This is a genomic window from Bradyrhizobium prioriisuperbiae, from assembly GCF_032397745.1.
GTDB classification, from domain to species: domain Bacteria; phylum Pseudomonadota; class Alphaproteobacteria; order Rhizobiales; family Xanthobacteraceae; genus Bradyrhizobium_A; species Bradyrhizobium_A prioriisuperbiae.
Window position 1 is genome coordinate 7,047,108 of record NZ_CP135921.1, and the last position, 20,305, is coordinate 7,067,412.

Consider the following 20,305-nt stretch of genomic DNA (forward strand, 5'->3'; position numbering starts at 1 on the left):
GAAGGTGCAATGTCACCGACTGATGGCAGATCACTGGCCGATAGTCTGCCGGACGAGCTCAAGGATTTCATCGCCTCGGGTATTGTCGTCGGCGATCTGGCATTGCCTTCCAGATATCCCAAACCTGATGAACTGGATGGCTGGCAGGCGGGATTTCGCTTTCATGGGCACACGGGCGAAAGCTTGGTATCGACAGCGCCGGGCGCCTGGCAACCGGGTTGGTATGTCATCGCGTTGAACGGGTTCGATGATCCGGTATTCATCGACATCAGCGAAAAGTCATCCGGCTTTCCGGTCTACTACGCACCTCACGGCGCTGGACGCTGGGACAAGACGGTCGTTGCGCCAAATCTGCTGCGCTTCGGCCAGCTCTTGGCGGCCCTCGCCGGGATGGCGGATGACGACGAGCAGGTGTTGCAATTTATCGAGAAGGAAACAGACACAACCAACGCGTTTTGGCGTCTCGTTCACCAGGAACGCCGGGATCGCGACGTGCAAGGCGAGCAAGCCGCTTATGACCCGAAGGACTTTCAGGATGGTACCTTGGTGATCACCGGTGTCGGGCCGAACAAAATGAAGGTGGCACAGCTTCTCAGGCGCGCGCGCAATGTGTCTTTGCAGGAGATCTTGCCGATGCTCGCAAAGCCCGAGATTGCCGTGGCCAGCGGCCCATTGATCAGCGTGCGCCGCATTCAGGGCGAATTGACTGCGTTGGGGCTTCGTTGGAGTTTCGGCCAAGGGGTTGAACGAGTCGCTTCGGCACACAAACGGTCAATCCAGGCGCCTCTGGTGACGATCCCACAATGCCGTCGCCGGAACCGGACACTTCGATGATTTCCGAAGCATCGCGATCAGCCGAGCGGCTATATGTCCCGACACGAAACCACCTCCCGCAATGCTAATCCGAGATGCCCGCATGACCTCGCACCTGATCGCCCATGTTACCGACGCCCATATCGGCCAAAAAGTGTTCGCGGGCAGCGCCATCGGCACGTCGAAGATGGCCTATGGCAACGATCCGGACGCGCACAGGGCGAATTTGAAAACAATCTTTGACGATCTCGTCGCCCGCCGGATCACGCGGCTGGTGTTTGGCGGCGATATCGGCACGGCGGCAAGTAACCCATGGTTCTTTGCGCAGATCGCAGCCTATGGTTTCGACCTGCGGCTGGTGCTGGGAAACCACGATACTGCGTCCAACGTGGCGCCATTTTTCAGCACACCGAAAGCGATCGGCAGCGGCGAACTGGCCTACGTCCGTGACGATGATCAGGTCAGATACATCCACCTGGATTCATCGTCGAACACGATCAGCGACGCACAGATGGACTGGCTGCAGCGCCAGCTGGATCACGACCAGTCGCTGGTGCTGTTCATTCATCATCCCGTGCTGGAGATCGGCACGCCGCTGGACCGGTCCGGCGCCGCGCTTGCGGGACGCGTCCAGCTTCGGGATCTGCTGGTCTGTAGCCGGCGCGACATCACCATTTTTTGCGGCCACTATCACATGACCGACGAGACGGCCGACGGAAATATCCGCCAGTTCGTCACCCCCGCGGCGTCCTATCAGATCGACCAACAAACCGGCGTCATCGGAGCCGGTCGTGCGTCGTTCGGCTATCGGTTGATCTCGGTCAACGGCACCGACATCACGACAGACGTCGTTCTGTTCAACGGGTAAAACAGCCCCGCAGGCTCATCCCTTCGCGCGAAACTGCACACCAAGCAGATCCTCGAACGGCAGCACCATCGCGCCCTTGTCCTTGTCGCCGTGTCCCTGGCGCAAAACCATTTGGTAGGTCGCCGTAGCTGCCGCGGTGACCGGCATCGGGAAATTGCCCTCGGCGGCCACGGCCGCCATGCTGACGAGGTCCTTGTAGGCCTTGCCCATCGGGTAGCCCTCATCGAACAGACGCTTGAGCATCCGTGGCACGAAGTATTGCGAGGCGTAGCTGCGGCTGGTGCCCGTGGTTACTACCTCCCCGAGCTTGTCGGGATCGAGCCCCATGGCCACCGCCATCGGCAGCACCTCGGCCAATGCTGCGATGTTGATGTCGTAAAGCGTGTTGTTGATCGTCTTGGTCAACTGCCCCGAGCCGGCTGGCCCCATGTGCAGAACGCTGGTGCCGATACGATCGAGCAGCGGTCGCACCGCCTCGAACGTCTCCGGGGCACCGCCGCACATGATGGTGAGCGTGCCGGCCGCAGCGCCCGCCGGCGCGCCGGAAACGGGAGCGTCGATAAATATCTTGCCCTGCGCGGCCAAGGCCCGACCGATCTCAAGCGTCTTGGCATGTGCGATGGTGCTGAGGTCCACCACGATGGCGCCGTCGGCCAGCGTCGCGGCAACGCCGTCCGCGCCAAACAGGACCGTCTCGACGACGTCGCCGTCCGGCAGGCAAAGGAACAACAGCTCCGCGCCCGCGATCTTGCCGCGGTCGGAGGTCGCCACCAGCCCCGGCGCGACAAGCCCTTCTAGCCGGGCGGGATCGGCATCAAACGCGACGATTTTCTGGGAGGCCGCGTCGCCCTTGTTGGCGAGATGGAGAACCATTGAACGGCCCATGGCGCCAAGGCCGATGAAAGCCAAGTGTTCTAAAGTCATGCGTTGTGCCGTCATGACAACATTTCCCGTGCTTTGGCTGGATACTGGATCTGGGAACGGTGTCGCTTGGCTCGGCCAAGAGCACAACAGTGATGTTTTGCAACCCGGCCATTCAGCGGTCAGCGAGACCATGGCATCTCTTGGGATGATGTATAGATTCGCGTGGCGTCCGACATAGGAGCGCCGCCCGGCTTAGGACTTGAGCAGAATGGATCAGCAGAACTGGCAGCTCAACAGCGAGACGGTGATCGCTGTCGACGCTTCAATCGAGCGGCTCTGGGCTGTGCTGACAGACACTGAAGATGCGAGTCGATGCTTCATGGGCGCGCGCGTGACCGTCGGCAACGTCGGCGAGGCTTATCGCCTCGAACGAGAGGACGGCTGGGGCGTCGCCGGTGTCGTGCTGGCGAAGGACGCTCCGCGCAGATTGCGCGTGACCTGGGGACTCAAGACCCCGCCCGGCGTCACAATGCCGAACTGCGAGGTGGAGTACGTCATTGAGCCCGCCGCTGCTCGAGACGCAAGCCCGCGGCTTCAACTGAGCATCCGTGAGTACGTCGATGGGCCGGTGCCGCCACCGCTGGCACAAGCAAGTCGCACAGGCTGGGCGATGATTGCGCGGAACATCAAGGCGAAGTTTGCCTGAGGCTCGACGCCCCGCTCGGAACGGTCTTTCGCGCGCCGCCAAGCCTGTCCGGCGGCCGCCTCAAGCCGCCTTGTTCTTCAACGGCTCGAACTTTTCCAGGATCTGGATCCGGATCTCCTCCGCGAGCGGGCCCTGGGCCCGGCGCAAGAGATTCCAGAGACGGATGAGTTCCTGCTGTTTCGCTTTATCCATGGAGCCACCTCCGACTCAAATAATGAACGAAACGGGAACAAAAATCAAGTCACCAGCGTCGAACTTGAACATGATCGACCGATTTCGTATATGACTACAGTAGTCACACTCAATCAAGGCAATTACCGTGCGTGAAATCCAGCTGCGGGATGCCAAAGCCGGGCTGTCGGCCGTGGTCGATGACGCGGTCCGTGGCGAACCGGCCATCATCACCCGCCACGGCAAACGCGAGGCCGTGATCCTGAGTTATGACGAATGGCAGCGGCTCTCGCAGGTCCCCTCCTTCGGCCGGCTGCTGATGGCGGCACCGCTCACGCCGGAGGATTTACCCGAGCGCGATCGCACGCCACCGCGTCAAACCGAGTTTTAGAGCTTCCATTCCGACTAAATCGGAACGGAACCTCTAGATTCTTGTTTCGACGCGTTTTCTTCACGCGAACCGGTATCCACTTCGCTCGAAAACGCTATGTCCGCCTTGTACCTCGTCGAGACCAATGTGATTTCGGCCGGAGCGCCGTCCCGCATGGCGCCCCCGCCCCTGATCGCCTGGATGGACAGCCATTCCGCGTCCCTCTTCATCTCGACTGTGACGGTAGCGGAAATCCAGGACGGCATTGCCAAGGCGCGGCGCGAGGGCGCAACGCGAAAGGCCGCAGATCTCAAAGCCTGGCTCGACGTGCTGCTCCACCTCTATGACGACCGCATACTCGCATTCGACACGGCCACAGCGCGACTTGCGGGAAATTTGTCAGATCATGCGCGAGGACAGGGCCAGGCGCCGGGCTTTGCCGACATCATCATCGCCGCGACAGCGCAACGCCATGGTCTGACGATCCTCTCACGCAATATTAGGCATTTTGAGCCATTGGGTGTTCGTGTGTTCGATCCCTTTCTTGCATTGCCTCCTCCCTGATCGGGATGCCACGTGTCACTGCACAACAGCCAAACCATCCCCGCGTCTTCGCCGCGCGTCGCTAATAAGCCCGCCCCGCGCAAGCGGCGCGCCGGCAAACGCTGGACCCATGTCCTGCGCTCCGTACGCCGCTGGCGCGGCACGCTCTGGATGGGAGAGAGGCTGGCTGCGATCCCGACGTCGGTTCGGATTGCCTGTGTCGCGGTGATCATCCTCGCCCTCCTCCCGCTGGCCAACCTCGCCTATCAGGTGGTGCGCAAGCCGACCGAACTGCTGTTCTTTGTCGAGGGCGCGCTGCACAAGGAGCCGACCGAGACCTGGCGGCAATATGGCGCGCTGTTCCGTGAATATTCTACCGACACCGTCGCGCCCGAGTTGCTGGCGGCATTGGCGCAGACCGAAAGCACCGGCAATCCGGTCGCGCGCACCTATTGGCGCAAGCAGCTGACCTGGAACCCGCTTGCCATCTACAAACCAGCATCGAGCGCGGTCGGCCTGTTCCAGATGACCGATCCGGCTTTCGCCGAGGCGAGCCGCTCCTGCATCCGCCGGCACACCGTGGTGGCCGACGAGTGCTGGTTCAACAGCTTCTACATCCGCGCCCTGCCAAGCCACGCGATCGAGCTCGCGTCGATCTATTTGGACCGCCAGGTCGCCGGCGTTCTCACCGCCGTGCCCAACGCAAAAGCGACCCCGCGGCAGAAGCAGGACCTCGCCACCCTGATCCATCTCTGCGGCGCCGGCCCTGCCCGCGCCTTCGCGCGCCGCGGCTTCCAGCTGGCCGCAGGCGAGCGCTGCGGCGATCATCTCGCGTCGGCCTATCTCGCCAAGGTCAATGTGATGAAGCGGCGGTTCGTGCGCCTGGCCGCGAACGAGCGGGATTAGGCGAAGTACCAGCGCTCCGGTTAGTACATGTTTGAGCAATCCGAACTTGGAACACCCATGAAATTGCCGTGCCGGCACGTGAGGCCGGTCTCAGGATCGACCCAGGTGTTCTCGCGCTCGGTGTGGCTGAACCGCCAGCCGTGGGCGAGCATGCATTGCTTGAATTGTCGTGATGTCGCGGTGCCGTTGTCGGGCATTCCGAACTTCTGCGCGCAAGCGTCCGTGTCGGCGTGAAGCTCGGCATCGCTGCGGGCGTATTTTCTGGTGGTGTTGTAGACGTCGTTGTCGGCTTGCGCATTCCGCATGCCACCGACCAGGACCAAAACGACCATCACAACACGCTTCATCGTGGCCTCCACCTTGGCGTCGCTCACACGAATTGTGTCGCGAGCGCCTGGTGGCTTGGTTCAAAAGGAGCTGATTACAAATTGGACATGGAGAAGGTTCACGCGCCGTGAATTCCGGCGATGGCAGGGCTATCGCACATGAGAGTGAACGTGGTGAGCGGCATCCTCGCGGCCCATCCTTCGAGACGCCCGCCTTTGGCGGGCTCCTCAGGATGAGGTGTTGTTTCGCGGTGAAATCTTAGACCCTCATGGTGAGGAGCGCCGCTTGCGGCGCGTCTCGAACCATGAGGCCAGCCTCGACGCCTGATTAATTCTTCCCGGGCTTGAGGCGCTGCAAGACCTTCGCAGCAACCGCCTCTGCGGTCATCCCGAAATGGCGAAACAGCTGCTCGCCCGGCCCCGATGCGCCGAAGGTGGACATGCCCACGAAAATTCCGCTGTCGCCGATATACCTGTCCCAACCGATCCGGACGGCGGCCTCGATGCCGACCCGAAGGACACCGTTGCCCAGGACGCTGCAGCGATAATTCTCCTCCTGCTGCTCGAACGCCTCCCAGCACGGCATCGATATCACCGCTGTCGGAATACCCTCCTGCTCGATCAGCTCCCTGGCGCCCAGCGCGACGGCGACTTCCGAGCCGGTTGCGAGCAGCGAAACCTGACGCGCGCCTCCGCTGGCCTCGGCCAGAACGTAGGCGCCGCGCGCACTCAGATTCTCGTCCGTGTGCACGGTGCGCGCCGGCGGTAACGCTTGGCGCGACAGGATCACGGATGACGGGCCGTTGCGCCGACCGAGCGCAATCTCCCAGCACTCCGCGACCTCGACGGCGTCCGCCGGCCGCAGCACGAACATGTTGGGGACAGCGCGCAGAGACGCCAGGCATTCGACGGGCTGATGCGTCGGGCCGTTCTGGCCGATGCCGATGGAATCGTGGCTGTTGACGAACACCACAGGCAATCCCATCAGCGCGGCCATGCGAATGGCAGGACGCAGGTAATCCGAGAAGGCCAGATACGTCGCGCCGACCGGAAAAATCCCGCCATGAGCGGCCATCCCGTTCATCAGCGATCCCATGGCGTGTTCGCGAACGCCATAGTGCAGAAAACGACCTCCGCGCACATCCGCCGTGAACGCCGGCAAATCGTTATGACAACTCGACCCCTCCACATCCGCAGCGCCGCTGAGCAACTCCGGAATGACTCCGAAGAGAGTCGCGAGCGCTTCGTCGGATGACCGGATGGACGGCTGAGCAGGCCGCGCCATCGCGGATCGCTTGTAGGCCATCAAGGTGGCCTGCCAATCTGCCGGCATCTCCCCACGCGTCAGACGATCCAGCAGCACGCGCTTGTCGGGAGCAAGTCGCGAGACGCGCGTTGTCCACGCCTGATAGCGTGGTTCGTTGCGCATCTGCATCGAATCGCGCCAACCGTTCAGGATGCCCTGGGGAATGACGAACGGCTGATAGGTCCAGCCAAGGCGCTCGCGGGCCGCTTCCGTGTCCTCCCTGAACACGCGTCCGCCATGCGCCTCCCGCTTGCCTTCAAGACGCGACAGCCCGCGCCCGATCGTCGTGGTGCAGGCAATGATGGAAGGCCGAGAGTCAGATTTGGCTTCGGTGATCGCGAGATCGATCGATTCAAAATCATGACCGTCGGCATCCAGCACGTGCCAGCCTGCCGCCCGGAAGCGCGCGCGGATGTCTTCGCTGGTGGTGAGCCCGGTGCCGCCATCATTGGTCATGGCGTTGTCGTCCCACAGCACGACAAGCCGTCCGAGCCGAAGATGTCCCGCCAGCGCCAGGGCCTCCTGCGCCACCCCCTCCATCAGGCATCCGTCACCGGCGATCACATAGGTGAAATGATCGACCAGCTCGGCGCCCAACTGGCCGCGCAGGTATTCCTCGGCGACGGCCATGCCGACACCGTTCGCAAATCCCTGACCGAGCGGTCCCGTGGTGACTTCGATGCCGTGCGCGATCGCATACTCCGGATGGCCGTGGCAGATGGACTCGAGCGTGCGAAATCCCTTGATCTGCTCGATACTCATGGCCGCATAGCCACTGAGATAGAGCAGCGCATAAAGCAGCATGGAACCGTGGCCGTTCGACAGGATGAACCGGTCGCGATCGAACCAGGCGGGATCCGAAGGCTTGCATTTGAGATGCCGCGTGAACAGCACCGTCGCGATTTCCGCGCAGCCAAGCGGCGCGCCCGGGTGGCCATCGCCAGCGTTCGCGATGGCATCGAGAGACAGCATCCTGATCGCGTTGGCCATCGCCCGGTCGAGCTGACGGTCGTCGGTCACAGGCGCGCGCGGCACGATATTCATGTAAAATTCTTGTCTGTTGGGAACTGATAATTCATCACTAAATCGCAGACACCCGGGTCGGTGCACCCCATTGCGCAAGCCGCATGGTAACCGACGCCAAGCAGCGGCAGAAACAGTCCGAATCCCATGGCAGGTATGATCAGCATAGCGTCATGCGCGTGGTGGACAGCGACGATTTTCGCTACCGCAGACCTCCGCGGCGCTGCTCGCCGATCTGCAGAAACAGGGGCATGATGATCCGGCCATTGGTGAAATTTCCCGACCCGCGCCTGCGCCTGGTCGCGGCGACCATCGACGCTTTTGACGAAAATCTTCGCGATCTCGCGGCCGACCTGCTGGACACCCTGCGCGCCGCGCCGGGCATCGGGATCACCGCCCCGCATATCGGCGTGTTGAAGCGACTGGTGGTCCTCGAGCTTTCGGCCGGCGATGTCCGAACCTACGTCAATCCCGAAATCGTCTGGTCTTCCACCGACATGATGTCGCACCAGGAAGGCAGCGTCTCCATGCCGGGCGTCGTGGACGAGGTCGAACGTCCCGCGCGTGTCCGCATCAGTTATCAGGATCTGGACGGCGAGCGGCGGACGGAGGACGCCGATGGCCTGCTGTCGGTCTGCCATCAGCACGAAATCGACCAGCTCGACGGGATGTTCTGGCTTCAGCGGCTGTCACGGCTGAAGCGGGACCGGCTGATCAAGCGCTACGAGAAGCTGTAGCGCGCGCACTGATGCGATGCTCGTGTGTGACAGCGCTTGCACGACAGTGCACTCCCCTCCCATTTGATAGATGGATCAAAGCTTTGCCGCCATTGCCTGAACCTGTTCAGTTGTGGCGTTTCTGCACTAGCGAAATCGTTACGATATGTAATTCTCCATGACGCTTTGTGTCCTGGAATTTGGAAGTGGAGAATTTCCCCATGTTGACAACGAGGGTGGCGACCACGAAGGGGCTTCGCTGGTTTCAATTTGCAGCGGCGGCCTTATGCGCTGCAGGGCTCATTCTCGTCTCAGGTGAAACTGCGCGCGCGCAGAACATCCAGGACATCCAGCAGGAGGTCGTCAACGGCGTCGTCCGAACCGTGCTGCAGAACGTTCGCGATCAGGTCCAGCGCCGCCGGCCGCGAAATTCCACGGAGCCGCTGCGTTTCTCCGGCAGCGAGGCTTCGATCCTGGATTACAACGACCCTTTCGCCAGCATCGTCTCCAGCGACCCCATGTACGGTCCCATGGGCGCCCTCGCCTACAACAAGGTTCCGACCAAGGCGCCGACGCTCGAGACGATTCCGCAGTCCTATCTGTTCGGCGTCAACGTGATCGGGACCGGGGATGCCTCGTCATCCGGCGGCATCACCACGTCATCGGCTGCGATCGCCGGCGCTTTTGACGTGACGCGGGTCGGCGTCTTTACGGCGACGGACGCCCTGACCGTCATCGGCACGGCGACAGGTGTCTGGTCGAGTCTGCCGGGCATCGACGCGTCGGCAACGGCGGGTTCGGCGACCATCGCTTATGCGAACGGCGCCTTTTCAACCGACTTCACGGTGACGGGCACCTGGTCGACTGTCAGCCTGAAAGCGTTCGGTCTCGTGCTGCCCACCGACAGCACGGCCATCAGCTACGCGCCGAACGTCCAATACCGGTTCGATCTCGGCAACAGCTGGTACCTCGAACCGACCGTGGGCATAACCTATACCGAGAGCTACACCAGAAATTTCGAGACCAAGATCGGCGACAGCACGGAAGTGCATGGCGGCGCTCGTTTTGGCACGGAATGGCTGTGGGGGGACTGGAAGGTCCAGCCCTCGGCGACGGCCATCCTGTTCACGGTGGTCGATCAAAACTCGATCTTCGACCAGCTCAACCAGCTCGCGCCCAACAACAGCGCCAGCAACAAGGATCTGCTGGGTGGCCGTGGCTCCGGCAAGCTCAACTTCATCTGGGACACCAATTTCTCCAGCTACATCGAAGCGCATGGCTCCAGCATCGGAAGCGCGAAGGCCTATGGCGGCTCCGGCGGCCTGCGCTGGACGTTCTGATTAACGAGATTTGCTGATCCTGTTTGTTCGCCGAGCGATTAGATCATCTTATCTTTGTCGTTACCGGGCTTGTCCTCAGCGACTTCGGCTTCGCCGAAGTCGCGGAAACAACCCCGATTAGGGACGCACTGCGCCCCTAAGCGAGATCACCGGGACAAGCCCGGTGATGACATGTGAGTGGCGAGGCGCTTCAATTTCCAACGCCCACAGGCCTCACCGTCTCTTCGGCCGCTGCACGTGCGAGAGGATATCGGAGGCTTCCAGACTCCCGGCCTCCGCGGCCTTTGCAAGCAGGAGCTTCGCCCCGGGGACGTCCTTGCGGCCACCGATGCCATTGGCCTGGCATCGGGCCAGATTGACCATTCCGGCCGGATCGCCCATCGCCGCACTTTTCTCGTAGAAAGCGCGGGCCTGCTTCAGGTTCCTGGCGCCGGTCCATCCCTTCTCGGCAAACTCACCCAGCTTGTTGATGGCGCCGGGGTCGCTGAGGTCAGCGGCTTGCCGGAACAGGGCATGGGCCTTGGCGAGATCCTTGGGCCCGCCCGCGCCGCGCTCGTTCTGGAGACCCAGGCGGACGATGGCGGGCGCGAAATTGATTTTCGCGGCAATCTCATAATAGAACCGCGCCAGTGACGGATCCCAGCCGACGCCGGTGCCATCGTCATACATGGTGCCGAGAGCGTAGAGCGCGCGTGTATTGCCGAGCTCGAACGCCTTCTTGTAGCTCGCGAGCGCGGACGCATAGTCCCGCTTTGCAAACTGCGCGCGTCCGAGCTGATAGTGGAAACGATCGACAGCCGGAAAGCGCCTGACGGCGTCCGTGCACGCCGTGATGGCATCGACGACCGTCTCGACCTTCACGATCGCAATGCTTCTGGCCTCGGCGACCCGGGTGGGACCATCCGGCGCGGCCGTGAGTTCATCGCAGGGCTGCGCCACCGACGGATCGGACAGATAGGCCTGCTTCACCGCGTTGAGAAAAACCTTGTCCCTGGACAGCTGGCCATACATGTAAGGCGTCTGTTTCTGCTGCGTCGAACTCCTGACATCGTCGCGCACCTTGCGGAACAGAAAGTTGATTTCGAGGTCCGGCTCGGCCAGGTATTTCAGGATCGCCGCGGCAAACGGGCTGTTGCGCGCCGCGCCGTCCCCCGACGTCCGATCCTCCGAAATCTTGTCTTCAGAGATCTTGCCGGGTTCGGCCGCAAAGAACACCAGCACGTTCCTGAACGTCTCGGATGAGCCGGATGCACCGGCCGGGTCTGCACGATCCTGCCGCTCAAGCTTGGCGAACGGATGTCCACGCAATGCGTCAAGGACAACCAGTCCGAGCTTTCGCGCCTTGGCCACGCCTGACCACACCGCGCGCAGCGGCACAGCCTCGGTCGAGTATGACGACGAGGTTGCAAGCCTGGCATCGACGGGAATGAGATATCCGTCCACGCCGGGGTTGACGCTGTAGCCGGCGAAATAGACCAGCGCGATGTCGGCCTTGGCGGCTTTGTCGGAGAACTCACCCAGCGCCGCGCGCAGATCATCAGCGCTGCCGTCTCGCCGCAGAATGACGTCGAAGCCCAATCCGGTCAGCGCGGCGGCGACATCCTCGGCATCGTTGGCGGGCGTGGCCAGGCCGGGCGCATTCTTGTAGCTCGAATTGCCAATCACCAGCGCGGCCCGATTGTCGGCGGCACCGGCGCAGGTGTTGACGATCAACTGAAAAACAACAGCGAGTGCGGGCACAGAAAATCGCAAGGCGAAGTCCCCGTCGTCAGTTGGCTGCGCGGGACGAATGCCGCTTCATCCAGTCCCGGTAGGTCAGAAACGCGATCCCCAGCCGGCCATAGTCGACCTGCAGATAACCGCTAGCTGCTTGTGACACAGCCGCCGGCCGACGCCTTGCCACCTCCTGTGCCAAAACGCCCACATAGACCGTGGAGTCGCCGATGTACCTGTAACGATAAAGATGAAGCCCGCCGTCTGTACGCCCCAGCAAGACGATATCCTGCTTCAGGCGGCGGTCCGAGGGAACCCTGATATTGCTGGCCGCATTGGCTGCGGCCGCAGCCGCGGCTTCAGCCGCCTTCTTGGCAGCTCTGTCCGCCGCACCCGAGGCAGCCCTGGACGCTGCAAAGCCCGCGGCATTTGATGCCGCCCGGCCCGCCGCGCTCGATGCCGCGCGACTGGCCGCACTGGAGGCCGCGGTGGACGCCGCACGGCTGGCTGCGCCTGACGCTGCGGTGCTGGCGGCATGGGCCGCCGCCCGGCTTGCCGCCTGTGACGCCGCCGTGGCTGCAGCCTGGCTGGCCGCATTCGCGGCCGACGTCGCGGCGGCCTGGCTGGCCGCGGAGACTGCGTTGCTCACGGATGTGGCGACCGTATTGCTGACAACGTTGCTCACCACATTGCCGACAATGTTGCCGACATTCTGATTGACGCGTTCGACCGTCTTGCGATAGGCGCGATTGCGCTCGATTTCCTGCGCAGAACGCGTATAGGCCGACACGAGGTAGCCGCGCCGGCGCGCGTCCCGCACCGCATCAGTCATGCAGCGGTTGCGATTGCGTTCCCGATTTTCGGGAATCCGGCTTTCCAGGATCCGGCAACGCTGGAACTGGAGCTGAACGTAGTCGGGATATTTGGCGGCCGCTTTGCCACATGCGGCCGCGTCGCCGCCGAAGCAACTGTTGACGTCTTCATCCTGCGCTGTGCGGAGCATCAACTCGGTGGGATCGACCCGCCGCAGCGCCATGTCGCTGCCGGGCGGCAGGCGATGATGGCGCATGCTGGGATATTTCTCCGCAAAGCGTCCGACCACCTTCTGGTCCCGCGAGTCCCGCAGCACCGCCCAGACCTTCTCGATGGAGTCCGCATTTTTTGTCGTTGCGTCAGGCGATGCGCTGTCGAGCTGATAGGTCGACACCGGCGGCTTGGGCAGGTCTATCGCAGCGTTACGGGAGGATGACGAGCTGCCGAGCGAAGCCAGCACCGTGCGCGCCTGCTCGACATGTTCGCCCTGGGGGTAGATATCCAGAAAGGCCCGATAGGCCGCGGGCGAGCGCTGCTGCTCGACCAGCGTCCATGCGAATTTTTCGGCGCTTTGCAGTTGCTCGATCCGGTCGCCAGCCTCCCTTGCATAGGGGCTCAGGGGGAATTGCTCCTGGAAACGTCGCAGCGTGGCGATCTCGTTGGTCGAACGCACGAAGGTCCAGGCCACCCTCTCCGCCTCGGCTTCAGCGGCGGCGGCGGCGACCGCCGCGTCGCCCTTGAGATAGACCTCGTCGTTGGAGAGCGTGCCGTAGATCGCCGGCTGTTGCGTCTTGGTCTCGGCCACAACGTCGTCATGGACCATGCGAAACAGATAATTGATCTCGAGGCCGGGCGTCTCCACATGGCGCACCAGCGAACCCGAATACGGACTGTTGCGCCCGGTGCCATCATTGGCGGTGGTGCCGGCGGCGGCGGCGAACGCCACCAGCACGTTGTCGTTGACATCGACCGGAGCGAGGCCGCGCGCACCCGCATCATCGATCGCAGACGCCGATGGGGCCGGATCAGGGCGAGCCGTGGTTGGCGTGCCAGGCTTTGTTGCGTCGGTTCGGGTCGCGTCCCTCGTCTTCGCAGCATTTTTCGCGCCCGGCTTGGCGCTGGCCAGCGACCGCCGCGCGGCTGCCGTGGCTGAGGCGAAGGGATCGTTGCGGCACGCGTCGAGGATCACGAGGCCAATGACTTTCGGAATCAGGGAAATATCGATCAGGGTTTCGAGATTGATCGCCTCGGCATAGACGTCGACCTCGGACTTGATCTCGGCATCGACCGGAATCAACCAGTTCCTGCCATCGATCTCGACGCCATGGCCGGCGAAAAAGAACACCGCCTTGTCGGCCGTCTTGGCCGCCTTGCCGAACTCGATCAGCGCCAGGCGGAAGGCGTTGTAATCGAGATCGTTCAGATGCTTGACGGAAAATCCAAGCCTGGTCAGCGACGCCGCCATGTCCGCCGCGTCATTGACGGGATTGGGCAACTGCACGACCTTGCGATACGCACTGTTGCCGATGACCAGCGCGATCTTTTGTTCGGTCCTTTGTTCGACTTTTGCGTCGGTCTTTTGTTGTTCGACGTTTGGCTTTGCGTCGTCCTGGGCCCAGGCCGGATGCGCCGACATCGTTGCCAGCAGCATCACGCCGAGGATTCTGGCGCGCAGCGGGTTCCCCCACACGCAATGGAAGACCCGACGCATCGCGCGGGTCAGTTCTCCGTCGACCTCCCGCAGCAGCCGAACAGATTGAGGCAGTTCCATTTTCTTGCCAACTCAAGCGATTTCAAGAGGATATCCAGACGCGATGCCCACGCAAAGTCCACCTTGGATAAGTCTCTGGGAACCCGGAGATGGTTCAAGCCGGAACCATTTTTTGCGCATGGCAATGCCGCGGATCAGATCAAACGCCGTCGTAGACGGTCTTGATGCCGGCATGGTCGCCCAGAAAATTGTAATCCCTGGCCACCGCGGCTCGCAAGCCTGCGACAGCATCAGCCCGCACACGATATGGCTTGGGCCCTTTCATGAGATCCTGCGTCTCGGCAAGTATCCGGTCGGCGAGCTTCAGTGCTTCCAACTCCGCGCTGCCCGGAATCATCACGCCCGTCACATAAGTTCCGCCCAGATTGTTTTCACACAGCCTGGCAAACAGCGACCCGGCGAGCCATGCCGCCGCCTCGTCATCGATGGCAAGCACGTAGTTGCCAGCTTTGGGCCCGGCGAGGTCGAATTGCGCATGGGTCGCCTCGTGCACAATCGCCGCCTGCTCGCTGCGGACGACACTGCCAAAACTCTCGCGTGAAAAATGAAACGTGTTGTTTTGCGGATCATACTGGGCCGCGGCGACGTTTCCCGCGGGCAGACTTGCCCGCTGCTGAACGCCGACGGCGCAGGTAATTCTCCCGGACTCGACGGCCAGTCGCACATTTCCATAGCCCAGGCCTGTCACCCTGAGCCCATTGAGATCGAAATTGATCAACGGCAGCATTGGATTGCAGAGAACAGACCTCACCGTCTGTTTGAGAACCTCGTTCGACACCGCGCAGTCTCCATCAGTGGTCAGACGACGAGTGTCCCGAATTCGAAGTCCGTATCAGTTCGCAAAACGAATTCGTTTCGCGTCCGGTCGCGCCGGGAGCGGATGCCCCCGTGCTGACGCCGGAATTAAGATGATGGTGCACTTTCCGGCCGCGGGTCATCTCCCATATGGGAATGGTGCTGTCATGGAAATCATGTATGTCCACAGTCCAAGCGGACTGCGCCTCACAACTGAGACACCGCAATTTCCATAACAGTGCGGTTGCCGTGTTGCGCTATCGCGCGGTGTCTTGCGCATCGCCGCGTGCCGCCCCCTTTCCACCTGCGGGCGCCAAAAGGCGCCGCCGCGTCGAGGCTTGGTCGACAAACTTCGTCAAATGCCAATCTGAATGAGTCGTTAAATCGCTTAAAACTAGCCTGCGTGCGGTAGCGATGCCGTAACAACTTGGCGGATAGCCTGCACGGCCGCCGCCGCATTTCGAGCAGCATTCGGCGGATCGATTTGATCGCAGTTTATTCAACAGGCGCCCCGCCGGGCGTCCGGTCGCTGCTCTTTGGATTGGAGCGTGACAATGAGCATTCTCCTTGCTTCCACTGCCACCGCCAACTGGACCAAGCCCCTGCCGAATAACAACATGTTTGGATTCTGCGTTGCTTATGGCCAAGTGTGGCTGGGTCACGACACTGTCTACGGCTACGATCAGGTGACGGGTGAGCTGCAATATCAGCTAACCGGTTTCAACGGTAACGTCCGTGCGGTGCAGCCGTTCGACGGCGGGCTGGTGGCGTTGAGCATCGACGGGAATATCTACAAGGCGGATATCGAGGGGAATGCCGCACCTCGCGCATTCGGCCGATACAATACCGAGCCAGGCTGGGTGCAGTCGCAAGCCGGATCGGTCTATTTCTTCGCTCAGAAGACTGGCGTCTGTCGGATCGCCCCAACCAATGGCGGACAGGTCATCCTGGACGTGCCCAACAGTGAGATCCAGGACTTCCCGGTGCTGGCACCTGATGCTGTGCTGGTGCCGCGGAAGCCGAACTTCATCGATGTGACCGATCCGCTGACACTCGCGATCCGCAGCACGATCACCATCCCCGGCTTGACCATAACCGGTTTTTCCGGCGGAGCGTCGAATGGGCCTGTGACCTTCTTCATTCTGAGAGAAAAGACGCTGATCGCGCTGGATGCCACGTTGCAAACCATCGCATGGCGTGTCGAGGTCAATGCCAAGCTGACGGTGGCGGCCGCCGCCGACCCGAAATTCTGCTATGCCGGAACTAGCGATGGCCGCATCTTTGTCTTCGATGCGGTGACCGGCAAGGCGGTGCGGCAGCTTCGGCTCGGCTCAGGGGCGATCAACAGTATCTTTCAGGACGATGGGCTTGTGTATGCCGTCTGCACAGAGAAAAACGACACCTTCATCTATGCGGCCGATCCGCAGACCGGAACCGTGATCAAGCACAGGACCGGTCAGAATGGTTACATCATCGGCATCGACAACGGCGTCGTCTACTACCAGGACATTGGCGCCATCGGCGCCGTCCGCCTCGCCGACATCGTGCGCGAATTCTATGCCGAGTCGGTTCTGGTGCAGGACTTCGCCTTCGCGAGCGGCAATGAAACGAAGAAGCCCAGCGTCCACTCCGAGATCACTCTTTACGACCGCAGCGGCAGTCCATGGGCGACGCAGACTGTGATGGTCGGTTGCACCAGCCCAATCACGATCAAGAGCGGCGGTGTCTCTTTCAATATCGACGCCAAGACCGCCGCGCCGCTCAAGACCGACAGCACCGGAAAGCTGCGTATCGACATGCCGGCCGGGGATGTCGATTCCAAAGGCGTGTTCCGCAGCGGCCTGACGAGCCCCGCGTTGACATTGCTCACAAGCTTCATGGACCCCGACGACCGGGTTCTGGTGCGGCCGGACGCGCAGCTCCACGATGAGCTCGGAAAAGTGACGCAGGCGCGACTGCAAACCGCCAAGGGCTACGACGGCAATCTCATTGTGGTGGATAAATACCGCAAGGACAACAAGATCATGACCAACGTCGCGGGCATGATCGGCGCGACCAGCAGTATGGTAAAGGACTCGCTCGAAAACAGAAAGACGCTGCTGGCGGCGGCCGGCAAGCGTTACCTCGCGCCCGGCTGCGACATGGGGACCATTTGCTGCTGCAAGGCCGGCAACTACCAATGCAAGCTCGTCTGCAACAGGGCGTTCGCATTCGATCTCGATCCGGCGCGTTCGACCTTCGGCTATTTCGGCAGCAAGCAGGACATCGAACGCTGGCTCAAGGATCATCCGGTGAGCCATGAAAACCTGCTGATGTCGTGGGGCGACTTTTGGGATGCGGTGAAAAGCGGAGCCGCCAAGGTCAAGAACGCCATCGTCTATGCCGCCAGGCAGGTCGAGCATGCGGCCAAGGATGTGGTCAAGACCGTTGTCACGGCTGTCATCAACGGCATCGAAAGGACGATGGACTTCGTCGTCGACACGGTCGAACACGCGATTGGCATCATCCACGGCATCTTCAACGAGATCGTCGGCGCCATCGACAAGGTGCTGGAAACCCTCAGCCTGATTTTCAACTGGGACGGCATCGTCAGCCTCAAAAACGACATCAAGGCGAATATTGGCAAGGCCTTCGACCGGCTGCTCAAGCCGCAGACCGAGGGCGGCAAGAGCCTGCTCACGCAGGCGCGCGAGAAGGGTGACCAGGCCTTCGCGGACATGCGCAGCAAGCTCAACCGCGCGCTGGACGACCTCGACGACCGTATCGGCAAGCAGTCGGGCAGCGGTGTGCAGCAACACAACGCCGGCCCGAACAGTCCCGCCAAGGGCGGGGCCAGCTCGAACTGGCTGCAGTCGAAGATGAACGACAATCTTCTGAGCGAGCAGGCGATCAAGACCCATGCCCTGGCCGCGGCTCCCGGTTCGGCGATCCACATTCCCGCGTTCACACTGCCAGGCGATCTGCAGAACGAGATTTCGCGGTTCGTGGACGATCTTCAGGGCCGGGTGACCGGCGACGTCAAGACCTCGCTGGATCGGCTGAAAAGCGCACTGGGGCCGTCGAACGACGACCTGTTCGCCCAGAGCTTCCATTTCTTCCTGGAACTGGTACGCGGCGCCATCAATGTGGGCCTGGATATCCTCGCCGCGGTATTCGACGGCGCCATGCGCCTGCTGGAGAAAATCCTTGCGGCTGCATGGTCGTATATCCGCGACGAGACCATTACGATCCCGTTCGTATCCGATCTCTACCGATCCCTGACCAGGAGCGACCTGACCGGCCTCGATCTGGCTTGTCTGCTGGTGGCGGTGCCGGCCTCGCTGGCGATCGCGGCCGTCTCCAGCGGCCGTCGTGCGCTCGCCGGTGCCGCGCAGCTATCCGGCATCCTGGGAGGCGTCGCGCAAATCGTCTGGTCAATGGTCAGTGCCGGGGTCGGGGCGCTGAGCGCCACGGTCGCCGATAAGCTGACGGCGCTTTCCCCCACCGCGAAGGTCATATTTGGTGCCATTCGCGGTTTGCTGCTCGCAAGCTTCGGGCTGGCAGCGCGTGGCTTGCTCCTATGGTCCGACATCGAGACCAATGAGGGAAACGACGATGCGCTGGCCATCAATACCATCCTGTGGTGTTTTCCCACCCTCGCGGTCCTCGCCGATCTGGTCGCCAATCCGCTCGCCCTTGCGTTCTCAGGGATCGGTATCGCCGAGGGGACGGCGATCATCGTGTGTGTCTTCGGCCTATGCTTAGGCGTTTTTCTAGCCCTCTTCGCCATCTACGGAAGGATGAAGGCCCCGATGGCGATTACGTTCAACGCGCTTGTGGCGGCGGGATTGATCGTACGGCTTGGGACGGTCTTCGAACCGCTGTGGGTCAAGCTGGTCGCGGTCGTGCTGGGCGGCGGGTTCATCTGCGCGTCAGGCGTGGTGAAAGTCATCGACGCCTCGGGCGTTGCCGCCGCCCCCGCGTAGCGGAGCGACGGCCGATCGGACAGCTCATCAGTCTTTCGCGCGCCGACTGGAACAAGCTCCAGTTCGTCGCGATCGTCGTGCTGTGCGTTGTGCCTTTCACCCTGCGCGCCGCCTGGCCGCTGACCGCGCTGCGACTTGGCGAGGACCGGGCTCGCAGCATGGGCGTGGACGTCAAGCGCCTGCGTCTTGCTTCTCTCATTCGCATCAGCTTGCTGACCGCAAGCGCCATGGCGCTCGTGGGCACCGTGGGCTTTGTCGGGTTGGCCGGACCACACATAGCCCGTCTCCTGATCGGTGAAGATCACCGCTTTTTCCTGCCTGTCAGCGCATTGTCCGGCGCGCTGATCATGTCGGTCGCCTCGACGGTGAGCAAACTGGCCATTCCAGGCGTTCTCGTTCCGATCGGCATCGTCACCGCGATCATCGGCTTGCCGGTCTTCTTCGCGCTGATCCTGCGGCGGAGGACATACGCGTGAACACGATCGATCTCACCGTGGAGTCGCTGTCGACCGGATATCCCGGCCGCCCCATCATCGGGAATCTCAGCCTTGGGCCGATCAGACCGGGCGAAATCGCCGCCATCGTCGGGCCAAACGCCGCCGGCAAATCGACCCTGCTTCGGGCACTTGCCGGGCTTCTGCCCGCGACAGGACAGGCGCGACTGGCCGGAAAAAACATCCTGCCGCTCCCAGCCAGAGTTCGCGCGGAGATGATCGGCTTCATGCCGCAAAGCCTGCCGCAAACGACTGATCTCACTGTGCTGGAAGCGATGCTGAGTGCGTTGCACCTCGCCAGGCCATCGCCGCACGATCCGCTCGCTCATGCCATCGATACGCTGGCGCAGGTCGGCATCGCCGACATTGCGCTACAGCCGCTACATACGTTCTCCGGCGGCCAGCGCCAGCTCGCAAGCCTCGCTCAGTCCATCGTGAGGCGCCCACAGCTTCTGTTGCTGGACGAGCCGACCAGCGCACTGGATCTGGGGCATCAGTTCGACGTCATGCGCCTGGTCCGCAACTATGTGGGCGACGATCGCATCGCAATCGTTGTCCTGCACGACCTGGCGTTTGCAGCCCGCTGGGCAGACAACATCATCATGATGGAACGGGGGGCTCTCAAGATCGCAGGTCCCCCCGAGGTCGCGATCACCCCGGAGATGCTGGCCCGGGTCTACGGCGTCGAAGCCCGGGTCGAGCGGTACGCCCGCGGCGCCTTGCAGGTTATCGTCGACGACCGGGTCGCAGCTTCCTCCGTTCCGAATCCACCGGAACGGAAGCTCTAAACCATACGCCGCAT

The 20,305-nt window shown here is 62.2% G+C and carries 18 protein-coding genes; 11 read left to right on the top strand and 7 right to left on the bottom strand.

The window, feature by feature from the left end; all coding sequences use genetic code 11:
• The first annotated feature begins 9 nt into the window (after positions 1-9).
• Positions 10-834, top strand: a complete 825-nt coding sequence (locus tag RS897_RS33075; RefSeq protein ID WP_315832878.1) for an SMI1/KNR4 family protein — start codon at positions 10-12, stop codon at positions 832-834.
• Between the two features lie 82 nt (positions 835-916).
• The gene (locus RS897_RS33080; protein WP_315832879.1) at positions 917-1,681 is read left to right on the top strand and encodes a metallophosphoesterase family protein; all 765 of its coding nucleotides are present in this window, start codon (positions 917-919) and stop codon (positions 1,679-1,681) included.
• 15 nt (positions 1,682-1,696) lie between these two features.
• On the opposite strand, the gene RS897_RS33085 is transcribed toward RS897_RS33080, so the two are convergent.
• On the bottom strand, positions 1,697-2,737 hold the full coding sequence (locus RS897_RS33085; RefSeq protein ID WP_315832880.1) for an NAD(P)-dependent oxidoreductase: 1,041 nt from the start codon (positions 2,735-2,737) through the stop codon (positions 1,697-1,699).
• A 76-nt stretch (positions 2,738-2,813) separates the two neighbouring features.
• Between RS897_RS33085 and RS897_RS33090 the strand changes: the two genes are divergently transcribed.
• Positions 2,814-3,251 (top strand): SRPBCC domain-containing protein, encoded by a 438-nt coding sequence (locus RS897_RS33090; protein ID WP_315832881.1) that lies wholly within the window; start codon positions 2,814-2,816, stop codon positions 3,249-3,251.
• Positions 3,252-3,311: 60 nt separating this feature from the next.
• Here the strand turns inward: RS897_RS33090 and RS897_RS33095 are convergent, their stop codons facing one another.
• Positions 3,312-3,443 (bottom strand): hypothetical protein, encoded by a 132-nt coding sequence (locus RS897_RS33095; protein WP_315832882.1) that lies wholly within the window; start codon positions 3,441-3,443, stop codon positions 3,312-3,314.
• Between the two features lie 127 nt (positions 3,444-3,570).
• On the opposite strand from RS897_RS33095, the gene RS897_RS33100 reads away from it, so the two are divergent.
• The 3 genes from RS897_RS33100 to RS897_RS33110 all read left to right on the top strand — a co-directional run bounded on the left by RS897_RS33100 (position 3,571) and on the right by RS897_RS33110 (position 5,241).
• A complete protein-coding gene (locus tag RS897_RS33100; protein WP_315832883.1) occupies positions 3,571-3,813 on the top strand; it encodes a type II toxin-antitoxin system Phd/YefM family antitoxin in 243 nt (80 codons plus the stop codon).
• A gap of 105 nt (positions 3,814-3,918) precedes the next feature.
• Positions 3,919-4,356, top strand: coding sequence for a type II toxin-antitoxin system VapC family toxin (locus RS897_RS33105; RefSeq protein ID WP_315832884.1), 438 nt, complete (start codon positions 3,919-3,921; stop codon positions 4,354-4,356).
• A gap of 150 nt (positions 4,357-4,506) precedes the next feature.
• Entirely contained in the window at positions 4,507-5,241 is a 735-nt protein-coding gene (locus tag RS897_RS33110) for a transglycosylase SLT domain-containing protein (RefSeq protein WP_315838823.1), read from the top strand.
• 20 nt (positions 5,242-5,261) lie between these two features.
• Here the strand turns inward: RS897_RS33110 and RS897_RS33115 are convergent, their stop codons facing one another.
• Complete coding sequence (locus RS897_RS33115; protein ID WP_315832885.1) at positions 5,262-5,588, bottom strand: hypothetical protein; 327 nt, start codon at positions 5,586-5,588, stop codon at positions 5,262-5,264.
• 307 nt (positions 5,589-5,895) lie between these two features.
• Positions 5,896-7,917: a transketolase gene (tkt, locus tag RS897_RS33120; RefSeq protein WP_315832886.1), complete on the bottom strand. Its 2,022-nt coding sequence runs from the start codon at positions 7,915-7,917 to the stop codon at positions 5,896-5,898.
• Between the two features lie 230 nt (positions 7,918-8,147).
• Here tkt and RS897_RS33125 point away from each other — a divergent pair, with 230 nt between their 5' ends.
• On the top strand, positions 8,148-8,633 hold the full coding sequence (locus tag RS897_RS33125; RefSeq protein WP_315838824.1) for a peptide deformylase: 486 nt from the start codon (positions 8,148-8,150) through the stop codon (positions 8,631-8,633).
• 200 nt (positions 8,634-8,833) lie between these two features.
• Positions 8,834-9,952: an autotransporter domain-containing protein gene (locus tag RS897_RS33130; RefSeq protein WP_315832887.1), complete on the top strand. Its 1,119-nt coding sequence runs from the start codon at positions 8,834-8,836 to the stop codon at positions 9,950-9,952.
• Positions 9,953-10,165: 213 nt separating this feature from the next.
• Here the strand turns inward: RS897_RS33130 and RS897_RS33135 are convergent, their stop codons facing one another.
• From RS897_RS33135 to RS897_RS33145, 3 genes are all read right to left on the bottom strand, one after another.
• On the bottom strand, positions 10,166-11,704 hold the full coding sequence (locus tag RS897_RS33135; protein WP_315832888.1) for a caspase family protein: 1,539 nt from the start codon (positions 11,702-11,704) through the stop codon (positions 10,166-10,168).
• A gap of 16 nt (positions 11,705-11,720) precedes the next feature.
• Complete coding sequence (locus RS897_RS33140; RefSeq protein ID WP_315832889.1) at positions 11,721-14,249, bottom strand: caspase family protein; 2,529 nt, start codon at positions 14,247-14,249, stop codon at positions 11,721-11,723.
• Between the two features lie 139 nt (positions 14,250-14,388).
• Positions 14,389-15,027 (bottom strand): hypothetical protein, encoded by a 639-nt coding sequence (locus RS897_RS33145; RefSeq protein ID WP_315832890.1) that lies wholly within the window; start codon positions 15,025-15,027, stop codon positions 14,389-14,391.
• 571 nt (positions 15,028-15,598) lie between these two features.
• On the opposite strand from RS897_RS33145, the gene RS897_RS33150 reads away from it, so the two are divergent.
• From RS897_RS33150 to RS897_RS33160, 3 genes are read left to right on the top strand one after another with little or no spacing between them, the layout of a single operon-like run.
• Complete coding sequence (locus RS897_RS33150; protein ID WP_315832891.1) at positions 15,599-19,009, top strand: outer membrane protein assembly factor BamB family protein; 3,411 nt, start codon at positions 15,599-15,601, stop codon at positions 19,007-19,009.
• Entirely contained in the window at positions 18,907-19,485 is a 579-nt protein-coding gene (locus RS897_RS33155) for a FecCD family ABC transporter permease (RefSeq protein ID WP_315832892.1), read from the top strand. The genes RS897_RS33150 and RS897_RS33155 overlap by 103 nt, the downstream gene beginning before the upstream one ends.
• Positions 19,482-20,291, top strand: a complete 810-nt coding sequence (locus tag RS897_RS33160; RefSeq protein ID WP_315832893.1) for an ABC transporter ATP-binding protein — start codon at positions 19,482-19,484, stop codon at positions 20,289-20,291. The genes RS897_RS33155 and RS897_RS33160 overlap by 4 nt, the downstream gene beginning before the upstream one ends.
• Positions 20,292-20,305 lie beyond the last annotated feature (14 nt).